19 protein-coding genes and 1 tRNA gene are annotated in these 22,198 nt (G+C 44.2%); 11 read left to right on the plus strand and 9 right to left on the minus strand.

Annotated features, from left to right (window positions below):
- The first annotated feature begins 5 nt into the window (after positions 1–5).
- Together hemE and AC1XUF_RS18280 are read left to right on the plus strand one after the other, a co-directional pair.
- A complete protein-coding gene (gene hemE / locus AC1XUF_RS18275) occupies positions 6–1,031 on the plus strand; it encodes a uroporphyrinogen decarboxylase (RefSeq protein ID WP_483343268.1) in 1,026 nt (341 codons plus the stop codon).
- Between the two features lie 10 nt (positions 1,032–1,041).
- Entirely contained in the window at positions 1,042–1,566 is a 525-nt protein-coding gene (locus AC1XUF_RS18280; protein ID WP_483343269.1) for a D-glycero-alpha-D-manno-heptose-1,7-bisphosphate 7-phosphatase, read from the plus strand.
- A 243-nt stretch (positions 1,567–1,809) separates the two neighbouring features.
- Here AC1XUF_RS18280 and AC1XUF_RS18285 read toward each other — a convergent pair whose 3' ends face one another.
- Complete coding sequence (locus AC1XUF_RS18285) at positions 1,810–3,297, minus strand: type III PLP-dependent enzyme domain-containing protein (protein WP_483343270.1); 1,488 nt, start codon at positions 3,295–3,297, stop codon at positions 1,810–1,812.
- Positions 3,298–3,906: 609 nt separating this feature from the next.
- On the opposite strand from AC1XUF_RS18285, the gene AC1XUF_RS18290 reads away from it, so the two are divergent.
- From AC1XUF_RS18290 to AC1XUF_RS18310, 5 genes are all read left to right on the plus strand, one after another.
- Positions 3,907–4,467 (plus strand): TetR/AcrR family transcriptional regulator, encoded by a 561-nt coding sequence (locus AC1XUF_RS18290; RefSeq protein ID WP_483343271.1) that lies wholly within the window; start codon positions 3,907–3,909, stop codon positions 4,465–4,467.
- A complete protein-coding gene (locus AC1XUF_RS18295) occupies positions 4,457–5,830 on the plus strand; it encodes a TolC family protein (protein WP_483343272.1) in 1,374 nt (457 codons plus the stop codon). Before AC1XUF_RS18290 ends, AC1XUF_RS18295 begins: the two co-directional genes overlap by 11 nt.
- Before the next feature lie 45 nt (positions 5,831–5,875).
- On the plus strand, positions 5,876–7,009 hold the full coding sequence (locus AC1XUF_RS18300) for an efflux RND transporter periplasmic adaptor subunit (protein ID WP_483343273.1): 1,134 nt from the start codon (positions 5,876–5,878) through the stop codon (positions 7,007–7,009).
- 114 nt (positions 7,010–7,123) lie between these two features.
- Positions 7,124–10,555, plus strand: coding sequence for an efflux RND transporter permease subunit (locus AC1XUF_RS18305; RefSeq protein ID WP_483343274.1), 3,432 nt, complete (start codon positions 7,124–7,126; stop codon positions 10,553–10,555).
- A 295-nt stretch (positions 10,556–10,850) separates the two neighbouring features.
- Positions 10,851–10,924 (plus strand) — tRNA-Pro (locus tag AC1XUF_RS18310).
- 338 nt (positions 10,925–11,262) lie between these two features.
- On the opposite strand, the gene AC1XUF_RS18315 is transcribed toward AC1XUF_RS18310, so the two are convergent.
- From AC1XUF_RS18315 to AC1XUF_RS18340, 6 genes are all read right to left on the minus strand, one after another.
- Complete coding sequence (locus AC1XUF_RS18315) at positions 11,263–11,970, minus strand: helix-turn-helix transcriptional regulator (protein ID WP_483343275.1); 708 nt, start codon at positions 11,968–11,970, stop codon at positions 11,263–11,265.
- A 108-nt stretch (positions 11,971–12,078) separates the two neighbouring features.
- A complete protein-coding gene (locus AC1XUF_RS18320; protein WP_483343276.1) occupies positions 12,079–13,038 on the minus strand; it encodes an SDR family oxidoreductase in 960 nt (319 codons plus the stop codon).
- A gap of 132 nt (positions 13,039–13,170) precedes the next feature.
- On the minus strand, positions 13,171–14,088 hold the full coding sequence (locus tag AC1XUF_RS18325) for an oxidoreductase (protein ID WP_483343277.1): 918 nt from the start codon (positions 14,086–14,088) through the stop codon (positions 13,171–13,173).
- A 42-nt stretch (positions 14,089–14,130) separates the two neighbouring features.
- On the minus strand, positions 14,131–15,042 hold the full coding sequence (locus tag AC1XUF_RS18330) for a helix-turn-helix domain-containing protein (RefSeq protein ID WP_483343278.1): 912 nt from the start codon (positions 15,040–15,042) through the stop codon (positions 14,131–14,133).
- An 84-nt stretch (positions 15,043–15,126) separates the two neighbouring features.
- The gene (locus AC1XUF_RS18335) at positions 15,127–15,483 is read right to left on the minus strand and encodes an SDR family NAD(P)-dependent oxidoreductase (protein ID WP_483343279.1); all 357 of its coding nucleotides are present in this window, start codon (positions 15,481–15,483) and stop codon (positions 15,127–15,129) included.
- A gap of 283 nt (positions 15,484–15,766) precedes the next feature.
- Complete coding sequence (locus AC1XUF_RS18340; protein ID WP_483343280.1) at positions 15,767–16,171, minus strand: nuclear transport factor 2 family protein; 405 nt, start codon at positions 16,169–16,171, stop codon at positions 15,767–15,769.
- A gap of 350 nt (positions 16,172–16,521) precedes the next feature.
- Between AC1XUF_RS18340 and AC1XUF_RS18345 the strand changes: the two genes are divergently transcribed.
- Positions 16,522–17,007, plus strand: coding sequence for a Crp/Fnr family transcriptional regulator (locus tag AC1XUF_RS18345; protein WP_483343281.1), 486 nt, complete (start codon positions 16,522–16,524; stop codon positions 17,005–17,007).
- Positions 17,008–17,172: 165 nt separating this feature from the next.
- Entirely contained in the window at positions 17,173–17,571 is a 399-nt protein-coding gene (locus AC1XUF_RS18350; protein WP_483343282.1) for a hypothetical protein, read from the plus strand.
- Positions 17,572–17,688: 117 nt separating this feature from the next.
- Here the strand turns inward: AC1XUF_RS18350 and AC1XUF_RS18355 are convergent, their stop codons facing one another.
- Positions 17,689–18,507 carry a helix-turn-helix domain-containing protein gene (locus AC1XUF_RS18355; RefSeq protein WP_483343283.1) on the minus strand — a complete coding sequence of 273 codons (819 nt, stop codon included), beginning with the start codon at positions 18,505–18,507 and terminating at the stop codon, positions 17,689–17,691.
- A gap of 47 nt (positions 18,508–18,554) precedes the next feature.
- On the minus strand, positions 18,555–19,589 hold the full coding sequence (locus AC1XUF_RS18360; RefSeq protein ID WP_483343284.1) for an SDR family oxidoreductase: 1,035 nt from the start codon (positions 19,587–19,589) through the stop codon (positions 18,555–18,557).
- Positions 19,590–19,849: 260 nt separating this feature from the next.
- Between AC1XUF_RS18360 and AC1XUF_RS18365 the strand changes: the two genes are divergently transcribed.
- Together AC1XUF_RS18365 and AC1XUF_RS18370 are read left to right on the plus strand one after the other, a co-directional pair.
- The gene (locus AC1XUF_RS18365; RefSeq protein ID WP_483343285.1) at positions 19,850–20,707 is read left to right on the plus strand and encodes an SDR family oxidoreductase; all 858 of its coding nucleotides are present in this window, start codon (positions 19,850–19,852) and stop codon (positions 20,705–20,707) included.
- 64 nt (positions 20,708–20,771) lie between these two features.
- Complete coding sequence (locus AC1XUF_RS18370; RefSeq protein ID WP_483343286.1) at positions 20,772–22,031, plus strand: epoxide hydrolase family protein; 1,260 nt, start codon at positions 20,772–20,774, stop codon at positions 22,029–22,031.
- Positions 22,032–22,198 lie beyond the last annotated feature (167 nt).

Below are 22,198 nucleotides of genomic sequence, written 5' to 3' on the forward strand. Positions count from 1 at the left end.
GCCGCATGAACTTGAAAAATGACCTTCTATTACGTGCGGCAAAGGGTGAAAAAACGGAGCGCACGCCTGTATGGATGATGCGCCAGGCCGGACGGATTCTGGCCGAATACAGGGCTGTCAGAGAAAAAGCCGGAAGTTTCATAGCGCTGGCTACCACGCCTGAAATGGCCGCGGAAGTCACGTTGCAGCCGGTGGATATCCTGGGCGTGGATGCCGCCATAATCTTCTCGGACATATTGGTTATTCCCGAAGCGATGGGTTTACCTTATGAAATGATCGAGCAGCGCGGCCCGGTTTTCCCCAGTACCGTGCATACCATCGATGATCTTGCAAAATTGCATATTGCCGAGCCTGAGACGGATCTCAAATATGTGCTCGATGCAATTAAACTCACGAAACAAGGTCTCGAAGACAGAGTGCCTTTGATCGGGTTTGCCGGGGCTCCTTTTACCATTTTCTGCTACATGACAGAAGGAAAAGGATCCAAGACCTTTTCGGTCGCTAAAAGACATTTGTATGCAGATGCCGAATTCTCGCATCAATTGCTGCAGAAAATAACGGACAGCACCATCGCCTATCTGAAGGCCCAGATCGCAGCGGGTGCAGACCTCGTACAGCTATTCGATTCCTGGGCGGGTATCTTATCCCCCGAACAATATCGTATTTTTTCATTGCCCTACATCAAGCAGATCTGTGACGCCATCATTGAGGTTCCGGTTACTGTTTTTGCCAAAGGCGCGTTTTTTGCCCGACAGGAAATCGGCGAGCTAAGTTGCTCAGTAGTAGGTCTGGACTGGAATATGGATATTTCAGAGTCGCGAATGCTAATCCCCGATAAGACATTACAGGGAAACCTCGATCCATGCGTGTTGTATGCTTCTTATGACCAGATCCGGGTTGAAGTCAAAAAAATGCTTCAACAATTCGGAACACAACGGTACATTGCCAATCTCGGACATGGCGTGTATCCGGATACAGATCCTGACAAAGTGCGCTGTTTTATTGATTCGGTCAAAGAATTCTCCTGTTAGTACCCCATTTATGATTTTACCGAAAACAAAATGCGTTTTTCTGGACAGGGACGGCGTGCTCAATGAAGATTGCCCTGATTATGTGTATAATCTGGAAGACCTCATTATCCCGGAAGGTGTGCCCGAAGCGTTGAAATCGTTAAAGCGGGCGGGATATTTATTGATTGTAATTACCAATCAGGCTGGCATTGCCAAAGGTTTGTATACCGAAGAACAGGTTTACGCGATTCATGAGGAAATGCAGAAAGCCTCCGATAACTCGCTGGACGACCTCTATTTCTCTCCTTACCATCCCCAAAACTCGGGTCTTTCCCTTTCAAGAAAACCTGGCTCGCTCATGCTGGAAAAGGCAATAGCGAAGTATAACATCGATCCTGGCAAGTCCTGGATGGTAGGGGATAGGGACAGAGATATGCAGGCGGGGAAAAAAGCGGGGGTCAGAACAATTCAAATCGTTCCGGAAAACGAAAGATCAGAAGGGGACTATTCCGCACCTAACCTATCTGAAGCTGCGAGAATAATATTGAATAGTTAAAAATTAAGCCCTGGATGAGGGGCCTGGCTGCGATGCTGGTTTTTGAACCGAGCCATATGCAGGGCAGGCATGCTTGGTGCATGAAGCAGCCGCTAATGTTCCGCAAACCGCAAGAAGAAGTAAGATCTTTTTCATTTTCCTGTTCGTATAAGATTTTGTCACCGCAAAAATATAAAAAATTCTTTGAATGAGTATTTCATTCTGACTAACAACGAACTCATTCAAAGAACTTTATAAGAGAGGTCAAATTTTTGTTTCGGCCAGTTCCTCTTCAGATTCGATACGTTCGCCGCTGCCTTTCTCTGTTTTGCTCACAGAAGTTGTGAAAGGTTCGTCCTTAAAACCAAGGATCCTCAGCATTGAATCGCTATTTTGCTCCTCGGCAAAAACACGTGTAGTAATATGACCCTCTTCATCCCTCTCCACCAAAACATGCTTTGGGGCAGGGATCAGGCAATGCTGAATGCCGCCATATCCGCCAAGCGATTCCTGATAGGCACCTGTATGGAAAAACCCGATATATTGCTTTTCTGTATCTTCCTCAAAAATAGGCATATACAAATCTGCACTATGCATTTCGCTATTGTAGAAATCCTGTGAATCGCAAGTCAGCCCTCCAAGGTTCACTTTCTGGTACGGACTATCCCAGTTATTGATCGGAAGCATGATGTATTTCTGGTTCATACCCCAGGAATCGGGGAGCTGCGTGATAAACGATCCATTGATCATATACCATAACTCCTTGTCGTTCTGCAATTTCTTGTCGATAATCTCGTAAATAACCGCGCCACTTTCTCCAACCGTATAGCTGCCGAATTCAGTAAAAATGTGGGGCACCGGGACATTGTTCTTGTTACAGATCCATTGAATATTTTCAATGATCTCGTCGATCATTTGCTGATAATCATAATTGGATTGCAGTGACGTCTGAATAGGCAACCCGCCTCCAATATCGATAGAATCCAGTTCTGGGCAGATCTTCTGCATTTCGCAGTATTTGAACATAAACCGGGTAAGCTCACTCCAGTAGTACGCGCTATCTTTGATACCTGTATTGATAAAGAAATGCAGCATTTTTAGCTTGAAACGCGGATTAGACTCAATCTTCTCTTTGTAAAGCTGCTGCACGTCGTTGTACCGGATACCCAGACGAGAGGTATAAAAAGCGAAATTAGGTTCTTCGTCCGTCGCAATACGCATCCCAAAATTAACCACATCGGCAGTTACCTGTTGCTCGTAAGACTCGATCTCCTTCAGGTTGTCCAGGATCGGGATCACATTAAAGCCCTCGTTGATCAGCTCGCTCAGGTATTGGGTGTATTTTGGGAGTTTGTAACCATTGGCAAGGATAAACGTGTTTTTGGTAACCTTGCCACGACGGTACAATTCTCGAAGAATAGGAATATCGAATGCCGACGAAGTCTCTATATGTATGTTATGTTTCAAAGCTTCTTCCAGCACAAAGCTGAAATGGGAAGACTTCGTACAATAGCAATAAGTGTATGTCCCTTTGTAATTGTGCCTTTTGAAAGCATTGCGAAAAAACATGTTCGCGTTGTAAATATGCTCCCCTATTTTAGGCAAATAATTCAGTTTCAGAGGAGTACCATGTTCTTTGATGATATCCATCAATGGTACATTGTTGAACAGCAATTCATTATTATCAACATTAAATTCCATGGTAGGAAACTCAAACGTCTGCTGAATCAGGTCAATGTAGCTGCTTTTCATTGATTTGTTTGTCTCGATAGCAATTAGTGAATATAAGTTATGATAGGAACGAAAAGACCCGAAATTTGAGCACAATATGCGTCATTTCCAAACGTGGTTTGTTACTAAATCATTCCCTGTTAAGATAGATTTATCTGTTGTTTTCACAAGTTCATACCTCAAATAATCCGCCTGATAATTTTTTGGTTGCGACTCCTTTTAATCTCTTTCTACATTTAGGCTCTTAAATAAGCTAAAAGTACCTTATAGGTTACAAAAATAATCATTCAGCACTATGCTCTCGATATATTAATTCTTGCTATTTTACAATTTTATATTTCATGTCAATTTCAAACATTAACTCAATTCTATTCTCAAACCATTAAAAAAATGGAAAATTTCTGTTGATGTAAAATATTAATCAGCTAAATATCAACCATTTGAAGACGATTATCAGACTTTTGTTTTTACTTTTGCAGCCTCAGATTAAAAAAGCATTAGAAAACTATAAAAATTTTCAGAGTTTTCTTAGTTTTTGCCATTCGAATATTTCAAATTTGCCATGTGAAAGATCGAATTATAAAATCAGCATGTAATCTGTTTTGGCGCTATGGGATCAAAAGCGTCACAATGGATGATATTGCCAAAGATTTGGGTATATCAAAAAGGACCATTTACCAACACTATTCTGACAAAGAAGCAATTCTGGCACTGGTAATCGAACAAGAGATTATGTCGCAGAAATGTGAGATGGAAAAATTGGACGAGCAGGCCTCCAATCCAATTGAACAGATGATGTACGCCTCTACCCAGATGCGGGATACGCTTGCCAACATGAACCCAACCCTGCTGTACGACCTGAAGAAGTATTACCCGGCTGCCTGGGAACTGTTTCAAACTTATAAGCATGAATACATCATCAGGAGCATCCGCGATAATCTGGTGAAAGGAATTGAACTAGGCCTCTATCGTCCGGACATCGATATTGAAGTACTTTGTATACTCCGGGTCGAGCAGGTCGTGATGGCGTTTGACCCCACGCTGTTCCCTGCAAAGAAATTCGAGACGATGCGCGTTCAAATGCAGTTCCTGTTACATTTTCTGAGGGGTGTCCTTTCGGAAAAAGGATTTGAATACTACAACACCATAAAAGATAAATCAGCAATTGAAATCAATTTCCATGAAAAATAACCAGGTCATTCGCGGCAGTCTGTTTTTGCTGGCGATGTTATTTAGCTTCGTTCCACTACGGGCACAAGAAGGCGGCTTCACACTGAAGCAAGCTGTAGACTATGCTATTAAGCATAACCTGAACGTCAAAAATTCGCAACTGGATGCTGTCTCAGCAGAAGCCAGGATTGGAGAAATAAGGGCTGCCGGATTACCCCAGGTAAACGGCAATTTTACGTTTACTGACAACCTGATCATCCAGCGTTTCTTTTTACCGGCCACCTTCGCCGATCCAACTGCCCCTGCCGACGCGCCACCGGTAGCTCTGAAATTCGGTGTTCAATACCAAGGATCTGCTTCGGCAACATTGAACCAGCTGATCTTCAATGGTTCTTATTTTATTGGGCTGAAAGCCGCTGCCACTTACCGCGAACTGGCTCAGAAAAACATCACCTCTTCAAAAATATCTGTCGCCGAAGCGGTAACCAAGGCTTACTATTCAGCACAGGTAGCCGAGGAGCGTGCAAAACTACTCGATCTTAACATTGGCAGGGTTGATTCGCTCATGCGCGAAACAAAAGCCATGAACGCCAACGGTTTCGTGGAGCTTCTGGATGTTAATCGCATCGAAGTCCAGATCAACAATCTGCAGACAGAACGCCAAAAAGTACAGAATCTCATTGATCTGAGTTATGCGCTTCTTAAATATCAAATGGCAATGCCTGCTGACGAACCGATCAGACTAACCGACGACATCAATGCAGTAAACATTGATTCTCTCAGAACGCTCAGCAGCCGGGCAGGCGTATCCTATGAAAATCGGATCGAGTTTTCCTTACTGAATACCCAGGAAAAACTGGCCGGGCTGGACCTCCGGAATGTACGGGCTGGTTATCTGCCCAGTTTGTCCGCTTCTGTAGGTTACGGACATAACAATGGTCGCGATAGCTTCAGTGACTTATTTGGGTCGAAATGGTTCAACAACTCCGTTTTATCGATCACACTCAATGTGCCGATCTTTGACGGGTTCTCTAAGAGATACCAGATAGAGCAAAAGAAAATAGCGATCGACAAGGTCAAGAATAACCAGACTTTGCTGAAACAATCGATAGATCTGGAGAGTAATCAGGCCAGCATAAACATCAAAAATGCATTTGCCACATTGGAAACACAGAAACGCAATCTGGATCTTGCACAGGAAATTGTCCGGGTCTCCAAGATCAAATACAAAGAAGGTGTAGGTTCCAACATAGAAGTGATTAATGCAGAATCATCCTTCAAGGAAGCTCAAACCAATTACTTTACCGCACTTTACGACCTGATGATCGCCAAAGTGGATTTGAGCAAAGCAAGAGGAGAGCTTTATATCGAAACTCAAAATTAATCTTAACGCCAATAACAAAATTTGAACCAGCTACTTACTAATACCATGAAAAAAAATATTTTGCTCATCGCAGTCCTTGCCACCTTGCTCACTTCCTGCGGCGGGGAGAAAAAAGAAGGAGTAGAAGGTAAAAAAGCAGAACTGGCTGAACTGAAAGCAGCGCAGGTCGAAAACGAGAAAAAAATCAAAGCGCTCGAAATTGAGATCAGCAAACTTGAACCTAACAGAGTGTCCGAGGCCAAAGTCAAGCCAGTATCCATCGATACGCTCGATTCAGAAACCTTTCGCCATTATGTGGAGCTTCAGGGAACAGTGGACGCAAAAAACAACGTCATGGTAACCCCGAAATCGGGCGGCGCCGTGGTAGCGATGTATGTCAAGGAGGGCGACTTCGTGAAAGCCGGAGGCCTCATTGGAAAAGTTGATAACAGCATCCTGACGGAATCCATCGAGGAATTGAAAACGCAATTGAGCCTGGCCAATACGCTATACGAAAAGCAGAAAAACCTTTGGGACCAGAAGATTGGCACCGAGATACAGTTTATCCAGGCTAAGAATAACAAAGAATCATTGGAAAGGAGGTTGAGCACATTGAATACCCAACTTTCCCAAACCAACATCGTCTCTCCTATGGCCGGTGTAGTGGATATGGTGAATGTGAAAGTCGGCGAAATGGCTTCTCCCGGCGTCGGCGTTGTGCGGATTGTTAACCTGAGCAATCTGAAAGTACTGGCGAAAGTTTCCGATACGTATGCGGCCAGCGTTAAGAAAGGTGACGAAGTGATCGTCAAATTCCCCGACCTGAAAAAAGAGTTCAAAGCACGGGTATCTTTCGTGAGTACGGCAGTTGACCCGCTTTCCAGAACTTTCACCATCGAAGCTAACCTTCCTTCAGACAAAGACATTAAGCCGAATATGATGGCCAATGTCCAGATCAACGATGCCACCAGTAAAAACGCATTGGCGATCGACCAGAACTTTGTACAAAGCACGGAAAAAGGCCATATCGTATACGTAGCGGTTACAGAAGGCAATAAAAAGGTGGCCAAAGCTAAAGAAGTAAAAACCGGTTTGAGCTACAATGGCAAAGTCGAAATACTTTCCGGATTGTCGGCAGGAGATCAGCTGATCACACTGGGTTACCAGGAGGTGTCCGACGGCCAGCCTATCAGCTATTAAAAAACGGGTGGTGACCTGTTAAGAGGTCATTTATAGTCACGAATTGGACTGATTTTCAATTCGCTCATTCAGTCATCGCACCGGCGACCCGGTCACTCATTCAAAATTAGCGTTATGAAATTTGATGAATATAAAACCCTTGGCTTCACCAACTGGTGCGTAGAGAACCGGACGACGATCTACATCTTTACGTTTATCATTACGTTAGCCGGGTTTATGGTTTACAACAACCTGCCAAAAGAACAATTCCCGGATATCAAAATCCCGCAGATCTATATCAATACAGTTTACTTCGGAACAGCTCCTGCCGATATTGAAAACACGATCAACAAGCCCATCGAAAAACAACTTAAGTCGTTGAACGGGGTAAAAAAGATCAAATCCAATGCATTGCAGGATGTGTCTGTAATCCTGGTCGAATTTACACCAGACGTTGCAGTGGAAGTCGCATTGCAAAGGGTGCGGGACGCCATCGATAAGGCAAAAACGGATTTACCCCAAAACCTCGATTCTGGTCCTACCGCACAGGATGTTAACTTCTCGGAATTCCCGATCATGAACGTCAACATTGCCGGCAACTACTCACTGAAACAACTAAAACAGTACGCCGAAGATTTGCAGGATGGAATTGAAGCATTGCCCGAAATTACCAGGGTAGATATTTTAGGTGCGTTGAACCGCGAGATCCAGATCAATGTAAACCTGGATCGCATGAAATCGACAGGCTTGTCATTTTACGATGTGCAAACTGCATTACAGGGTGAAAACATCAACGTATCCGGCGGCGAGCTCAATGTAGAAGGTGTGCGCCGGACACTACGTGTAAAAGGTGAATATACCAATGTGGCCGACATGGCAAATATCCGCATCCGTACTTCAACCGGCGCGACCGTCCGCCTGGGTGACGTCGCCGATGTCATAGACGATTTTGAAGAGCAGCAGGATTTTGCCCGGCTGGCCAATAAATCGGTTATCACCTTGAACGTGATCAAACGTTCGGGAGAAAACCTGGTAGAAGCGGCTGATAAAATCGAAGATGTGATTGCCAATTATAAGGAGAACAGATTTCCCTCCGGACTGGACATCAAAATTACTGCCGACTCGTCTATCCAGACACGTGCAGATCTGCATGACCTGATCAACACCGTCGTACTCGGCTTTATCTTCGTGGTCATGGTACTCATGTTCTTCATGGGGGTCCGGGATGCGATCTTCGTAGGCTTGTCCGTGCCACTGTCGGCACTTGTGGCCTTTGTAATGATGCCCATCATCGGGCCGATGGTAGGAACCGAGTTTACTTTGAATACCATTGTCCTTTTCGCCTTCCTGCTCGGTATCGGTCTGGTCGTGGATGATGCGATTGTGGTAATCGAGAACACGCACAGGCTTTTTAACCAGCACAAGGACTGGACGATCCAGCAAGCAGTAAAAGCAGCTGCCGGCGAGGTGTTTCTCCCCGTACTCTCTGGTACGTTAACCACCATTGCGCCGTTTTTTCCCCTGCTTTTCTGGTCCGGTATTGTAGGTGAATTCATGAAGTTCATGCCGCTCACATTGATCATCACATTAGGGGCCTCGCTTTTTGTGGCGTATGTAATGAACCCGGTTTTTGCGGTATCATTCATGGGCCGTCATGACGATGAGAAAGAAGCACACGATACCAGCTTCAAAGGAATCCGCCGGCCATTGATCATTTTAACAGTAGCAGCCATACTGGGCTACCTGATCGATCGCGGTATTGGCAACTTCGTGGTTTTCATCCTCGTACTCTGGATTTTCAATCATTATATTCTGACACCAAGAATCCTGGTCCCATTCCAGGACCGCCTATTGCCGGCGCTGAAAAACAATTACCGTAAGCTGATCGACTGGTTACTAAGAGGCTGGAGGCCCGTTATCGCGATCGTTTCCATGCTTGTCTTGCTAGTAGCGACGTTCATCATTACAGGCATCGCTCAGCCAAAAGTATTGTTCTTCCCAAGCGGCGACCCTGATTATGTGTATGTCTATACCAAAATGCCGATCGGTACCGATGCCAAAGTGACTGACTCTGTGACCAAGATCATTGAAAAACGGGTTTTCGATGTTTTGGAAAAAGAAAAAGCGATGGATATGGTGAACTCGGTGATTGCCAATGTTGGTAAAAATGCCGGTGACCCTTATAATCCCGACCGCTCGGCAACCCCGCACAAATCCAAAGTGACGGTAGCCTTCGTCTACGGAACAGAAAGGGGCGGCCGCTCATCAGATGTTATTTTACGCAAAATCCGTGAAGCCGTAAAGGGTATCCCGGGCGCTGAAATTTCGGTAGAACGAGAAGCAGTAGGTCCGCCAACCGGTAAACCGATCTCCATTGAGATTTCAGGAGATGATTTCGCTATTCTTCAAAAACTGGAAAAAGATGTGCTGCAGAAAGTGCAGGATTCGGGTATCGAAGGTATCGACCAACTCCGCTCCGACCTGGTAACTAATAAACCTGAAATTGTGATCGACATTGACCGTGAAAAAGCACAGCGCGAAGGTATCAGCTCGCAACAGGTTGCATTAGCGGTCAGAACTGCATTGTTTGGCCTGGAAGTATCCAAATTCAGGGACGATAAGGACGAGTACCCGATCATGGTCCGCCTGCAAAAAGACGACCGGGAGCAGATAGAAAAATTACTGAGCCTGAATGTGGTATACCGTGACATGGTGATGGGCGGTGCTTTACGTCAGGTACCCATCACGTCTGTCGCCAACATTCACTATTCAACCACGTTCAGCCAGATCAACCGGCAGGATCAATCGAGGATTGTAACCCTGGGTTCGGATGTTTTGCCTGGGTATAATGCCAACGAGATTGTAGCGCAGATCGAAACTGTGATTGCGGATATGCAGGTGCCAAACGGATATATTATTAAAATGGGTGGTGAGCAGGAAGAACAGAACGAGTCGATGTCATTTCTCGGCACCGCATTCGGCGCAGCAATTTTGCTGATCTACCTGATCCTGGCAACCCAATTCAACTCCGTAGTGAAACCGTTCATTATCTTCTTCACCATTGTTCTTTCGCTGATCGGGGTGTTGCTTGGTTTTGTGATCTTCCATAAAGACTTCTCTATTATCATGTCGGGTGTGGGTATTATTGCCCTGGCAGGTATAGTGGTAAAGAACGGTATCCTGCTCATTGAGTTCATCGAAGAACTCAGGGGAAGGGGGTATCCCATGCGTGAAGCGATCATCGAGGGGGGCGCGATCCGTCTGACCCCGGTATTGCTGACGGCCTCGGCCGCCGTACTCGGGCTTGTTCCGCTGGCGTTGGGCATCACGGTCGATTTCGTTGGTCTGTTCCGCGATCTCGAACCACACCTGATTATAGGGGGACCAAGCTCCGTTTTCTGGAATATACTTGCCTGGACGATCATTTTCGGATTGACCTTCTCGACCATACTCACACTAGTCATGGTGCCTTGCATGTATTACGTCAATGAGCGCATCAGGGATAAGTGGTTCAGAAAGGAAAAACCTGAGCAGGTGAATCCAAACTGGCAGCAAGAAACAATTTAAGAATAGTGTCTATTTAAAAACCGGCCTTTTTAAGACCGGTTTTTTTTATATTATCCAGCTTGCTCGTCAGGCATTGACGTCGCTCAAATCGTTTGCCATCCCACTGACCCTTGACTTGAGTAGCTCCGAAAATGGGGAAATTTGCAGCTGAGCAGACAATCTTGAAAAAAACAGCCGCGCAAATATCAGATCATCCACAAGGTTTCACGAATATTTTTCTGACAAATCGTGCAGGTTTCCTGAGAAAAATTGACTCAACTTAAAAAGATCATTACATTTGCAACCCGAAAGAATACGGGATGTAGCGCAGCCCGGTAGCGCACTAGCATGGGGTGCTAGGGGTCGCAAGTTCGAATCTTGTCATCCCGACATTGATTATCAGCCACTTACAATGAAAATTGTGAGTGGCTTTTTTCTTAGGTCGAACATAGGTCGAACATTTTTTGTCAGGTTCATTGAGTTTTTCTGATTCCGGTTGAACTGATTTTGTCATTTTTTAGAGTTTGACCTCCCTAAAACGGGGCATCTAAAATCGAATTATTTGATCAACTAACTCACCCGGTGTTCGATTATACGGTGGTTTAAATGTAATTTGGACGGCAACGGCAGATATAGGCTTGGAGCTAAATAACAACTATCAGAGTTCAATATACTCAATGTAATGGACCTTTAACTGTACACACAAATCTTGCAAAGAATGTATGCGGCTAGAAAGTCAATTGTGAGGGTGCTTTTCCAAACTGTTTCTTAAAAACATAGGAAAAATGAGATAGATCTTCGAAGCCAAGTTCTAGATAAACATCGCTAGGCCGCTGATGATACTGGGTGATTTGAAAATAGGCTTCATCTAACCTTTTCTTTTTTAACCAGTTTCCTGGTGTCATTCCAAAAGTCTTTTGGAAATCACGTTTAAAGGATGACTCGCTTCTTCCTGTCAGAAATGCAAACCGCTGGATACTGATATTGAAGCGAAAATTCCTGTTCATGAATTCTTCCAGGTCGATTTTATCCGGTATTCCGAAACTGAAGAAAATATTGGCAAGCCCAGGCTGGGATTTGAGCAAAATCAGCAATAACTCCTCCCGTTTTAAATCCGCAAAAGTCTCATCCAGTTCCAAGCTGCCCAGATAATAAGGCTCCAAAGATTGGATGTAGTGCTTCAATAAATTGTTCTCTTTTACAAATAAAAAGGAATCGGAATACTCCGATGGTTGGTAAGCATAAGGATGCCGCTCCAAAAACCGTCTCAAAAATGGCTCGTCCAGGGTTATGATAATTTTTTCAAACTGATCATCTTCCTTGAACTTGGTGTAATGGATCAAATGGTTTTTCCGGGCGACAAAATAGTCGCCCGGTTGCACCGAGTAGCGTTTGTTGCCATCGTACGCCTTCATAGAACCCTTTAAGAGAAACATGAAATAGTGCTCGGGTATGAAGTATTCCGGAGAAATTTCGGGACCCAGATGGCAGGAGTGTATTTTGTTAATTTCCACTATCCAATAACAATTTTTCCTCAAATTTAATCACTTCGGCCGACTGTCCACACTTGCCAAAATCGCTTCTTCCTTACTGCGCGGATGCCAGGCAAAAGTTTCTACGGCTTTTTTGTTCGACATTTTAGTGTAGGCTTCTGCTGCTGTTGGTTGCAGGTCGGCAATCAAAGATGCGCTTTTGGGACGCTGTTTTTTGATTAATTCGGCAACATCATAAAAACTCACTGCTCCTTCCGACGTAGCCAAAAAACGTTGCCCGGCAGCCTGGGGTAGGAGCATTGCTTTGATATGGATGTCTGCCACATCGCGTACATCTACTACACCGAATGTAAAAGGCGGATTTTCTTTAATGTTACCATCCAGGATTGCTTGGATCACCCCCTCATAGGAAGCAGGATAGATGCCGCCGATGATAGGACCAAAAATTCCTACAGGATTGATAACTACCAGCTCCATGCCTTCGCCCTGATTTCTAATAAAGTCCCAGGCGGCTTCCTCTGCAACTGTTTTGGATTTAATGTAAGCTGGGATCGCGGCACTTTTGTCAGTCCAATCGTTTTCGTCGAAAATATGTCCATTGCGATCCACGCCATAGCCGATCGCTGCAAACGATGAAGTAAGAACCACCCTTTTGACGCCCGCATTTCTGGCCGCCTTCAAGACTCTGAGCGAGCCGTCGCGGGCAGGAATAATGAGATCATTCTCATCTTCGGGTTCTGCGAGTGGAAAAGGGGAGGCAACATGCAAGACATAGTCGCAACCTCTGACGGCTTCATTCCAGCCATTATCGCTAGTAAGGTCTGCTTCAAAAAAAGATAATCTTGACAAATCGGCAAGTCCTGCTTCTTTCAATGCGTCAACGATATTTTGCGTTTTTGACAATGTCCGAAGCGTCGTTTTTACTTTATATCCTTGCTGCAAAAGTTGTAAAATCGTGTGGATCCCCACAAATCCGGTTCCCCCGGTTACTAACACTGTTTGATTGTTCATTGTATTTTCTTTTAGATTCTGATGCAAATTTCAGCTATATGAGGAGGGGCAGCTTTGTTGTGAAGTTCAATTTTACTTTGTTGTAGCGTTCAGCTTAGTGATAATTTTCAAAGGCTGCTTTATCCCAACTAGTCACATCCTGACATAAAATGGATATTTAACCCCGGTCAACTTTTCTCCCAGCTGCCATAACTTGCTGGCTGCCGCTAAGTCTTTTACTTGATTTGGGATTGCAGCAGGGCCAGGATAACCTTTAAGCTTCATAAATCCTGCTGGTCCCCAGTAACTGCCGTTGGTTGCGGAAAAATCCGTCGCTGCAAGCAGGGAGGGTAAAGCGGCTTTGTCGGCAGATTGAGAAAGCAGTGGTGTAATGATCTTGGCCATCAAAAAGCCGCTCGTTCGCTGCAAATTGGTGGGTGAGCCGCCCGGATGCACTGCAATGGAAATGGTTTCAGACTGGGACGCCTCCAACTTTCGGGCCAGTTCCAATGCAAAAATCAGGTTGGCCAGCTTTGCCTGGCTGTAAGCATCATAGGTTTTGTATTTCTTACGCTCACTCATGATGTCTTCAAGATCAAGCTTTCCAAAATTAGCACCCAGGCTTGAAAGTGAGACGATCCGCGAACCTGGCGTTGCTTGCACGAGCGGTAAGAGCAGGCCTGTCAAAGCATAGTGCCCAAAATAGTTGGTGCCGATCTGCATTTCAAACCCTTGCTTTGTTTTAGAGTAAGGCGTGGCCATCACCCCGGCATTGTTGATGAGCACATGTAGCTGATCGTTGGTCTGTAAAATAGCTTCCGCGCATTTTCTGACAGAATCCAGATCAGCCAGATCCAGGCTCATAAGCGTAATCCGGGCATCCGGTACCATGCGGATTACCTGCTCTTTTGCTTCATCTGCTTTTCTCTGATCACGGCAAGCCATAATCACATGAGCACCCTTCTGGGCTAATGCTAAACTGGTTTCAAATCCAATCCCCGAATTGGCTCCGGTAACAAGCATAGTCTTCCCGGACAGATCCCGGATATTATCTGTAGTCCACTTTTCCATGAAAATTTTGATTGTAAGTCAGCTCAACTGACTGAGATATGTTTAATTAAAACTTGCCCTAAATTCCAGCGGTGTCCGGTTGGTTTTATTTTTAAATAACTTATTAAAGGACTGAGGCCGCTCGAACCCCAGTTCGTAGGCTATCTCGGCAACGGAGAGGGTGGTGGTCGAAAGCTTTTCTTTTGCCTTTTCAATAATCACTTCCTGTATGTGCTGCTGGGCGCTCTGGCCCGTTAATGTGCGCAGCATATCACTCATGTATCTGGGCGAGATGTTTAGCTGGGAGGCAATATCTTCCAGAGACGGCAAACCGCGGTCTATGGCCGTCTGGGAATCGAAATATTTGTTTACGATCCTCTCGAACTGGACCAATAGTGCATTGCTCGCTTTTTTGCGGGTGATGAATTGTCTTTGGTAGAACCGGTCACAGTATTGCAGCAACAACTCGATCTGCGTCAAAATGATGTTCTGCGTGTGGGCGTCGATGAATTGGTATTCACTTTCAATTTTGGTGAAGATCTCGGCGAGGGTTTGTTCTTCCTTCTCTGAGAGATGCAGGGCCTCATTGAATTCGTATGAAAAGTATCCATAGCTTTTGATGGTGGTGCCCAGTGCATGCCCGTATAAAAAATCAGGATGAAACAAAAGCATCCAACCGCTACCACAATCCTGGATCAGCGAATTTAAATCATCGAGTTCGACGGCTTGCACCTGTTTGGGAGAAGAAAAGCTCATGACGCCTTTGTCGAAATCATAGTATTGCTGACCATATTTCACTTTGACCTTCACATCATGTTTGATTGAAACGGAATAGAAATTGGCAGAAAATTTGGCCCAGATATGACTGTCCAAAGGCTTTACATCCTTAACATTGATTACACTCACGAGCGGGTGTAACGGGGCCGGGAGCGAAAGCAAACGGTGAAATTCGGAAATGGATTCTATAAGCTGCATGGTTGCAAATTTATCCGATAAATAATTGTTTGATCTCACGCATAGTTGCCAGCTGGCCAATTTCCTCGCGTCTGGCATAAAGTGCTAAGCGGGGATAAAAGCTTGTGTGACGCGGATCACGCCCAATAAATTGGTGTTGATTTCTTTAAGGATCTGGTCATCTGTTAATGCTTCCAATGGACCCATTAGACCATAACCCGCATTGTTAAATACCACATCGATATCGCCCAGGGCAAGTGCTTGACTCACGGTCTCTTTGATTTGTAATGGGTTTGTCACATCGAGAGGAAGCAACGTAATGTTGTCGAGTTGATTCAACTCTGTTTCCGATGCAGGGTTACGCATGGTTGCGATGACCTTCCAACCTTTGTTTTGAAATAATTTGGCGGTGGCTTTTCCTAATCCTGATGAAGCCCCGGTAACGAAAATTGTTTTTTGCATGATCTTGTCTGATATTTTGATCATGCAAAGTTGGGCTGCAAAAAGCTTTGGGATGTTTCCAGATCGAGGAAGGTTGTTTCCGAATTGACGTTTTTGATCCGAAATTCTTTCATGGTGAACACCGGATACAGTGAGGGTGTTCAGATTGGCAAAACGATAAACTTACGAAAGTAAAACCGCAAGATTCTGATCATAAGTGTTTTAATATGTAGTCGTCAATGAACGTTAAACCTCCAGCATTAAGGGATTATTAACCCTACTTGCGGGAGGCTTTTATTCATCATTAGTTTATAACAATACCTTTAATGTCTCTGACAACCGGCACCATATTCAAGGCTTCGCGAATCAATTTGATTTTACCATTTTCCGCCATGACACGGCCCATATAGTGCTGCGCGTAATCTTTGCCGTTTGACGCAATAACACCTGTGGCCTCATACTCACCAAAAGCTTGATCAGGTGTGTCAATATGGATCTGAATGTTTTTAAATTTGAATCCGGGGAATGTCTTTGGCAGATTACTTAAGAAGTTGTATAATACTTCTCGGCCTTCCCATCGCGCGGGTATACCAAGGCTTGCCAGGTAAGGCAGTTCAAATACAGCGTCGTCGGCGAATAGTTCGATCTGAAAATCAGGGTTTCCTGCGTTTTCCAGATAGTTCAGCAATAATTCCTTTGCAGTTTTCATGTCTCTGATTTTAAATGTTTATGTTATTTTGACACTGCAAAAATGGCTTGTTCATCGGCCACGTCCATTGACCTATCGTAAGAAATAAGATTGATTTATATCAATTCCCGGTGTTTCCATTTTCTTGATATCCAATGATCGGTTTGATTTCAATATAGCTTGGTGCTGCAGTTAGCGTGTATTGAGGTATAGTATCATCAGATTAATATTTCTTCATTATATTTAGTCCGTATACTTAACACCACAATAGATTACCAGTGATCGAGGTTTTTAAAACATATCTACAAGGAAAAGGCAACTACACGGCAGAGGAACTGGATCTAGTTGTCGCAGCGGCAGTTATAAAAAAAGTGAGAAAAAGACAGTATCTCAGTCAGGAGGGCGATGTCACCAAGAACCATGCATTTGTTACCAAGGGATGTTTGCGCACCTATACGGTAGATGATAAGGGGGGCGAACATATCTTAAATTTCGCCATAGAAAACTGGTGGATTGGCGACCGGGAAAGCATTCAGACTGGTCTGCCTTCAATTTATAATATTGACGCGATAGAAGATTCGGAAGTGGCGCTGATCAGCAAGGAAAAATTTGACCAGTTGTGTTTTGAGGTACCTGCGTTCAACAATATGATCAATGCCATATTACAAAAAAGCTTCCTCGTTGCTCAAAACAGAATCCATACATTCATCAGCCTGACCGCTGAGGAAAAATACTTAAGCCTTCTGGAAAAATTTCCTCATTTAAATATGCGTGTTCCGCAAAGCATGATCGCATCTTATTTAGGCATTACCGCAGAAACATTAAGCAGGGTCAGAAAACAGATCGCTAAACGCTGAAATTCTTCTGCCTAAATTGATAGCACTTGATATAAATCAAGTGCTATTTTATTTTATGTCAATTTTCAAATGCTTTTAATCATTCAATTTTGCTTGCCCGGAGTAGCCGACCTTGGCTTATAGTTTAACTGACCGGCCAATCTTTGTTTAAATAAACTGAATGACATGAAAGAGACTAAAACGATAAATCGGATCACGGTTAAAACGGGTACTGCCGATGGTGACATGTTTAAGGTACTATTGTCCAATGGGCTGAAACTAAAAAGAATACCGATTGACCCTGGTTTGGCGGTTTACAGAATGAAGGATGGAACAATAATGGAGTTCTACGGACCCGGATCATGCTATCCTGAATACTTATTTAAAAACACAAATGTAGTTATTGGATATAACGTCGAAAGTCTGGGTGAGATGATATTACTGATGCAAAATTCAGGAGCTAAACTACTGGGCAACATCGAAATGATTAGTAATGCATTTATTTATTGCCACTTGCTTTTGAGTAATGAAACAGTAATTGGGTTGTACCAGGATCTGATCCCGGAAAGCGTAAAGGCTGAATGACCTGGTCGCTGATGGTAATAGTGGGAATTGATATTATACTTGCCTGGGTGCAGTCTGGTCGCAAAGAGTATCGAAATCATCATAGCGATTGGTTCTATGATTTTGTATAGCGAAATTTTAAAACCTAGAATTAGCTAAGGAGATACTAGAAGGGTTAACCCCGAAATGCTTTTTGAACACAAAAGAAAAGTGGGAAAGGTCTTCAAATCCTACTTCTGTGTATACATCGGTGGTTTTAAAGTTCTCTTCTTTCAACAGATAATAAGCTTCATCTAATCTTTTCTGCTGCAGCCATTTTGCCGGTGTCATCGAAAACTCCTCTAAAAAATCGCGTTTGAAGGTCGATATACTTCTCCCAGTGAGATAGGCAAACCGTGCCAGGCTTAAATTAAAGCGGAAATTCCGCTCCATGAATGCCTTAAGGTTGATCTTGCCAGGAGTTTGAAAATTGAAAAGTATGTTTTTCAATTCAGGCTGCACTTTCAGGAGAACAACCAAAGCCTCCTTCAATTTTATTTTCATCAAATCACTGTTTTCGTAGCCGAAGTATGGAAGTGAATGCTGCAGCGAATCTACAAAATTCTCAAGAAGCGGATGTTTTTGGAGTTGGAACGAGGGCGGAACATAAGATGTCGCTTCTGCGATCAGATGGTGCTCATCGGCGAATTCCCGTAATGTTTCTTCATCAAATTGCAGGGAAAGCGAGCTGAAGGGCTCACTTTCACCAGGTTGCTTAACAAATTTAGCTAATCTGTTACGAACATTGAAGCGAAAGTCTCCCGGCTGAAAGGTCACCTTCTCTCGTCCATCCTGAACGGTCAGGCTTCCTGTAATCTGATAAGCAAAAGCATGCCGGTTTACTATATCCTCTCCGGTCATTGATTTCTTGTAGTAACAGGAAATCAGTATCTGGGGCTGTTCATGAGCAGATATCATAATGAGAGATTTATCAAGTCAAACGTCGAAGAATATAATAATGTTAATTATACTACCTTAAATTTAACAAGACTTTCTGCCGTCTCTATAATCGTGGTTTCTTTGGCACGTGGGGCCCAGTTCAAAACAGATCTCGCTTTTGCATTTGACAATGTTTTCACCACGCCCAACTGCGGGACAATAGTTTTCAATTCCGGCTTGAACCATGCGCTTACTTTTACCAGCCAGTTCGGTAAAACTTTGGATGGTACTTTGTCAACAGGTAAATTCCTGTCAGCTTTTAATAGTTTGGCAATACCAGGAAATGACATAAATCCATCTGATGTTGCCAGAAACCGCTGGCCGCTAGCCGAAGGATTTTTCATTGCTTTGATATGGATATCAGCTACATCACGGACATCCACAATGCCGAACGATAGTTGCGGTGTCCCGGGCATCTTTCCTGAAAGTAACTGCACGATCATGCCGATAGAACTGCTAAAAGTTTTTCCTAAAACAGGACCAAAGATCCCAACGGGATTTATGACAACTAAATCCATATCACCGGCGCTATTATCCATAAAATCCCAGGCAGCGCGTTCTGCGATCGTCTTAGATTTAATATAGGCTGGTAATGCTATATTGGGGTCAGTCCAATCTGCCTCGGTGAAAACGTGGTTCTTCGGATTAATGGAATAACCGATTGCGGCAAATGATGAGGTTAATACCACCCGCTTAACCTTTGCAGCTTGCGCTGCGCGCAACACCCGTAAAGCGCCGTCCCGTGCAGGTATGATGACCTCATTCTCGTCTTTGGGTTCTCCCGCCGGAAACGGGGAAGCCACATGAAGGATGTAATCACATCCAGCCACAGCCTGATCCCAGCCCTCATCGCTTGTGAGGTTAGCCGCAAAAAAAGTAAGGTTTTGCATGTTTTCGGCATTGCCGGCAAACAGTGTTTCCTTTAATGTGTCTACTTTATCTAATGACCGGATGGTGGTTCTGACCTTATACCCTTCCCTGAGTAATTGTATAATGCAGTAACTTCCTACAAAGCCAGATCCTCCGGTAACCAATACTGTTTCATTTTTTCTTGTTTCCATTGCTTTTCTATTTATAAAGCAAATCTCCTCCTTATTTAGCCATTACGTTTTGTTGTGGTGTCCTTTTCTATTTTGTTGTGGCGTTCATTTTGCTAAGTTTCTGTTAAATGAAATCGATGGATCTTTAATCAACCCACATTTTAGATGCCATATCCGGCGCTTCTTATTGACATTTATCAATGCTCCTTTTTATCATACATCAATGTGGGACTGTCCGCATAAATGCAATTTTGGGCATTCAAAAACAAAAAAATAAGATCATGGAAAAGATAATTTTCATTACAGGAACAAGTACAGGATTTGGTAAACTGACGACCATCACTTTATCAAATGCGGGTTATAGGGTAATTGCGGGCATGCGTGACATCGCCGGGAAAAATGCAGGACCTGCAAAGGATCTATCAGCATTACCCCACGTTGATGTTGTAGAAATTGATGTGACAAAGGATGAGTCGGTTAAAAAGGCCTTTGCCGGGGTGTTCGCGAAATACGGCCGTATCGATGTATTGATCAATAACGCAGGAGTAACAGGATTTGGCCTTTTAGAAGCCTATAGCATCGATCAGATCAAAGAAATGTTTGAAGTTAATTTTTATGGCGTAGTCAGGACTTACCAGGGAGTGCTGCCCGCCATGCGCGAGGCTCGGAAAGGCCTCATCATCAATATCACTTCTGGTGCAAGCGGCCATACCCTGCCATTTATGGTGCCGTATCTGGCCTCTAAATTCGGCGTTGAATCTATATCGGAAGGCTTACAGGATGAACTGGCGGAATATAATATAGAGAATGTCACCATTCAACCGGGTGTTTATCCTACTGAAATGACCAACGGATCAAAGGCCGGCGTGCATTCGGATAAGCCGAAAATCACCACCGCCTACGGCGAAGCAGCGACAGAGAAATTCAACGCCATCGGTACCGCGCTGTTCGGAAAGATGGCACAGTACAACATGGATCCTCAGACTATTGCAGACGGTATCCTGAAACTGGTGAGTATGCAGGATGGGACCCGTCCATTACGCTTCCCCCTGGACCCCATTGCCGAAGGAACCGATCAGGAATTCATTGATGCAAGGGCAGCCACCAAAGCTAAATGGTTGGCAAAGTACACTGCCTGATCCACCTGGTAATACGGAGGCAATCGCTTCCGAACCGCTTATTTTTCTTCTAAAAATGATCATTATGAAAAAGCTCCTTTTAATAACCATGATACTGAACTTCTCAGCGGCTGTTTTATCGGCCCAAAATGTAGTCAGCAAGGCTGATTTTGCTCACCCTGAACTAGTCAAACCTTTCGAAATAAAAGTATCGCAGGCCAGGCTGGATTCTGTTATGGAACGGGTTAAAAGTGGACGGATACCGAAGCAAATGCCTGCTTCGGAGGGTGCAGAATCCAATTGGGAAACGGGTATGGACATGAAATGGCTTGCCGGACTTCAGGATTATTGGATAAAAAAATATGACTGGCGCAAGCAGGAAAAGCTGCTGAATAGTTACCCGCTTTATAAAGCGCATGTAGAAGACATGGATATTCAGTTCTATTTTATAAAAGGGGAAGGTAAAAATCCTTTGCCATTGGTCATAACCCACGGCTGGCCGGGTTCAACCTTTGAATTTTTTGATGTTATCGGCCCGCTTACCCATCCTTCCAAATATGGCGGCAAAGCGGAAGACGCCTTTACACTGATCATCCCTGCATTGCCTGGCTTCGGATTTTCCTCCATGCCTAATAAACCGGTTAACGGAATTACCACCGCCCGTTTATGGAATAAGCTGGTGACCGAAGTGATTGGATATAAGAGCTATTACGCACAGGGCGGTGACTGGGGAGCAGGTGCTACTATTTTGTTGGGGTACAATTACCCGGAAAATGTAAAAGGTATCCATCTGAATTTCTTCCCTGGTGTACCTGTTCCTGAAAAAGAACAAACAGCAGAAGAAAAGGCCTATTTCAAGGCAGGTGACGATTTCAGAACGGCGAGCATGGACTATTGGCGGATGCAAGCTCGAAAACCGATGATGCCGGCAGTAGCGCTCAACGATAGTCCGCTGGGAACAGCCGCATGGATTGCTGAAAAATTCTGGTCCTGGTCGGATAACAAAGGCAATCTGGATGTGGTGATATCAAAAGACCGCCTGTTAACTGACATTATGCTTTATATCATCAATGACAATGGCATTGACGGCAGCTTCTGGTATTATCGTGGAGCAATGACAGAGATGAAATCATCCTGGCCAGGCTATGTCAGCGTTCCCACAATGATATCTAAATATCCTTACGATTTCGCCTTTACCCATGCACCCATATCAGTAGCTAAACGTGGTTATAATGTGGTTCGTTTCAAGGAAATGCCAAAAGGCGGACATTTCGCAGCAATGGAACAACCGGAGCTATATGTTGATGACCTGAGAGATGCATTCAGGTCTTTTCGTAGCAATTGAATACGAAAACAACTGCATGAGAACTGCGTAAATGAATAGCGCTGATTCATGAAAAGTTGTCGTTTGCTATCTGGGTTTGCCTGAACCCAGCCTCCCGGATAGACTGCATCCTCAATTTTACATGATATCCTTTACCAAGTTTGTTGTCACTCAGATCCGTTACTGGC

The sequence above is a fragment of the Dyadobacter sp. HNCC25DJ185 genome (genome assembly GCF_056895195.1).

What these genes read in the sequence shown, in the direction of transcription:
- AC1XUF_RS18370 (WP_483343286.1), top strand. Translation starts at nt 20,772, where the DNA reads ATGAAAAAGCTCCTTTTAATAACCATGATACTGAACTTCTCAGCGGCT.
- AC1XUF_RS18360 (WP_483343284.1), bottom strand. Translation starts at nt 19,589, where the DNA reads ATGGAAACAAGAAAAAATGAAACAGTATTGGTTACCGGAGGATCTGGC.
- AC1XUF_RS18290 (WP_483343271.1), top strand. Translation starts at nt 3,907, where the DNA reads ATGGATGATATTGCCAAAGATTTGGGTATATCAAAAAGGACCATTTAC.
- AC1XUF_RS18355 (WP_483343283.1), bottom strand. Translation starts at nt 18,507, where the DNA reads ATGATATCTGCTCATGAACAGCCCCAGATACTGATTTCCTGTTACTAC.
- AC1XUF_RS18350 (WP_483343282.1), top strand. Translation starts at nt 17,173, where the DNA reads ATGAAAGAGACTAAAACGATAAATCGGATCACGGTTAAAACGGGTACT.
- AC1XUF_RS18365 (WP_483343285.1), top strand. Translation starts at nt 19,850, where the DNA reads ATGGAAAAGATAATTTTCATTACAGGAACAAGTACAGGATTTGGTAAA.
- AC1XUF_RS18300 (WP_483343273.1), top strand. Translation starts at nt 5,876, where the DNA reads ATGAAAAAAAATATTTTGCTCATCGCAGTCCTTGCCACCTTGCTCACT.
- hemE (WP_483343268.1), top strand. Translation starts at nt 6, where the DNA reads ATGAACTTGAAAAATGACCTTCTATTACGTGCGGCAAAGGGTGAAAAA.
- AC1XUF_RS18280 (WP_483343269.1), top strand. Translation starts at nt 1,042, where the DNA reads ATGATTTTACCGAAAACAAAATGCGTTTTTCTGGACAGGGACGGCGTG.
- AC1XUF_RS18285 (WP_483343270.1), bottom strand. Translation starts at nt 3,297, where the DNA reads ATGAAAAGCAGCTACATTGACCTGATTCAGCAGACGTTTGAGTTTCCT.
- AC1XUF_RS18325 (WP_483343277.1), bottom strand. Translation starts at nt 14,088, where the DNA reads ATGGAAAAGTGGACTACAGATAATATCCGGGATCTGTCCGGGAAGACT.
- AC1XUF_RS18335 (WP_483343279.1), bottom strand. Translation starts at nt 15,483, where the DNA reads ATGCAAAAAACAATTTTCGTTACCGGGGCTTCATCAGGATTAGGAAAA.
- AC1XUF_RS18305 (WP_483343274.1), top strand. Translation starts at nt 7,124, where the DNA reads ATGAAATTTGATGAATATAAAACCCTTGGCTTCACCAACTGGTGCGTA.
- AC1XUF_RS18315 (WP_483343275.1), bottom strand. Translation starts at nt 11,970, where the DNA reads ATGTTTCTCTTAAAGGGTTCTATGAAGGCGTACGATGGCAACAAACGC.
- AC1XUF_RS18295 (WP_483343272.1), top strand. Translation starts at nt 4,457, where the DNA reads ATGAAAAATAACCAGGTCATTCGCGGCAGTCTGTTTTTGCTGGCGATG.
- AC1XUF_RS18330 (WP_483343278.1), bottom strand. Translation starts at nt 15,042, where the DNA reads ATGCAGCTTATAGAATCCATTTCCGAATTTCACCGTTTGCTTTCGCTC.
- AC1XUF_RS18340 (WP_483343280.1), bottom strand. Translation starts at nt 16,171, where the DNA reads ATGAAAACTGCAAAGGAATTATTGCTGAACTATCTGGAAAACGCAGGA.
- AC1XUF_RS18320 (WP_483343276.1), bottom strand. Translation starts at nt 13,038, where the DNA reads ATGAACAATCAAACAGTGTTAGTAACCGGGGGAACCGGATTTGTGGGG.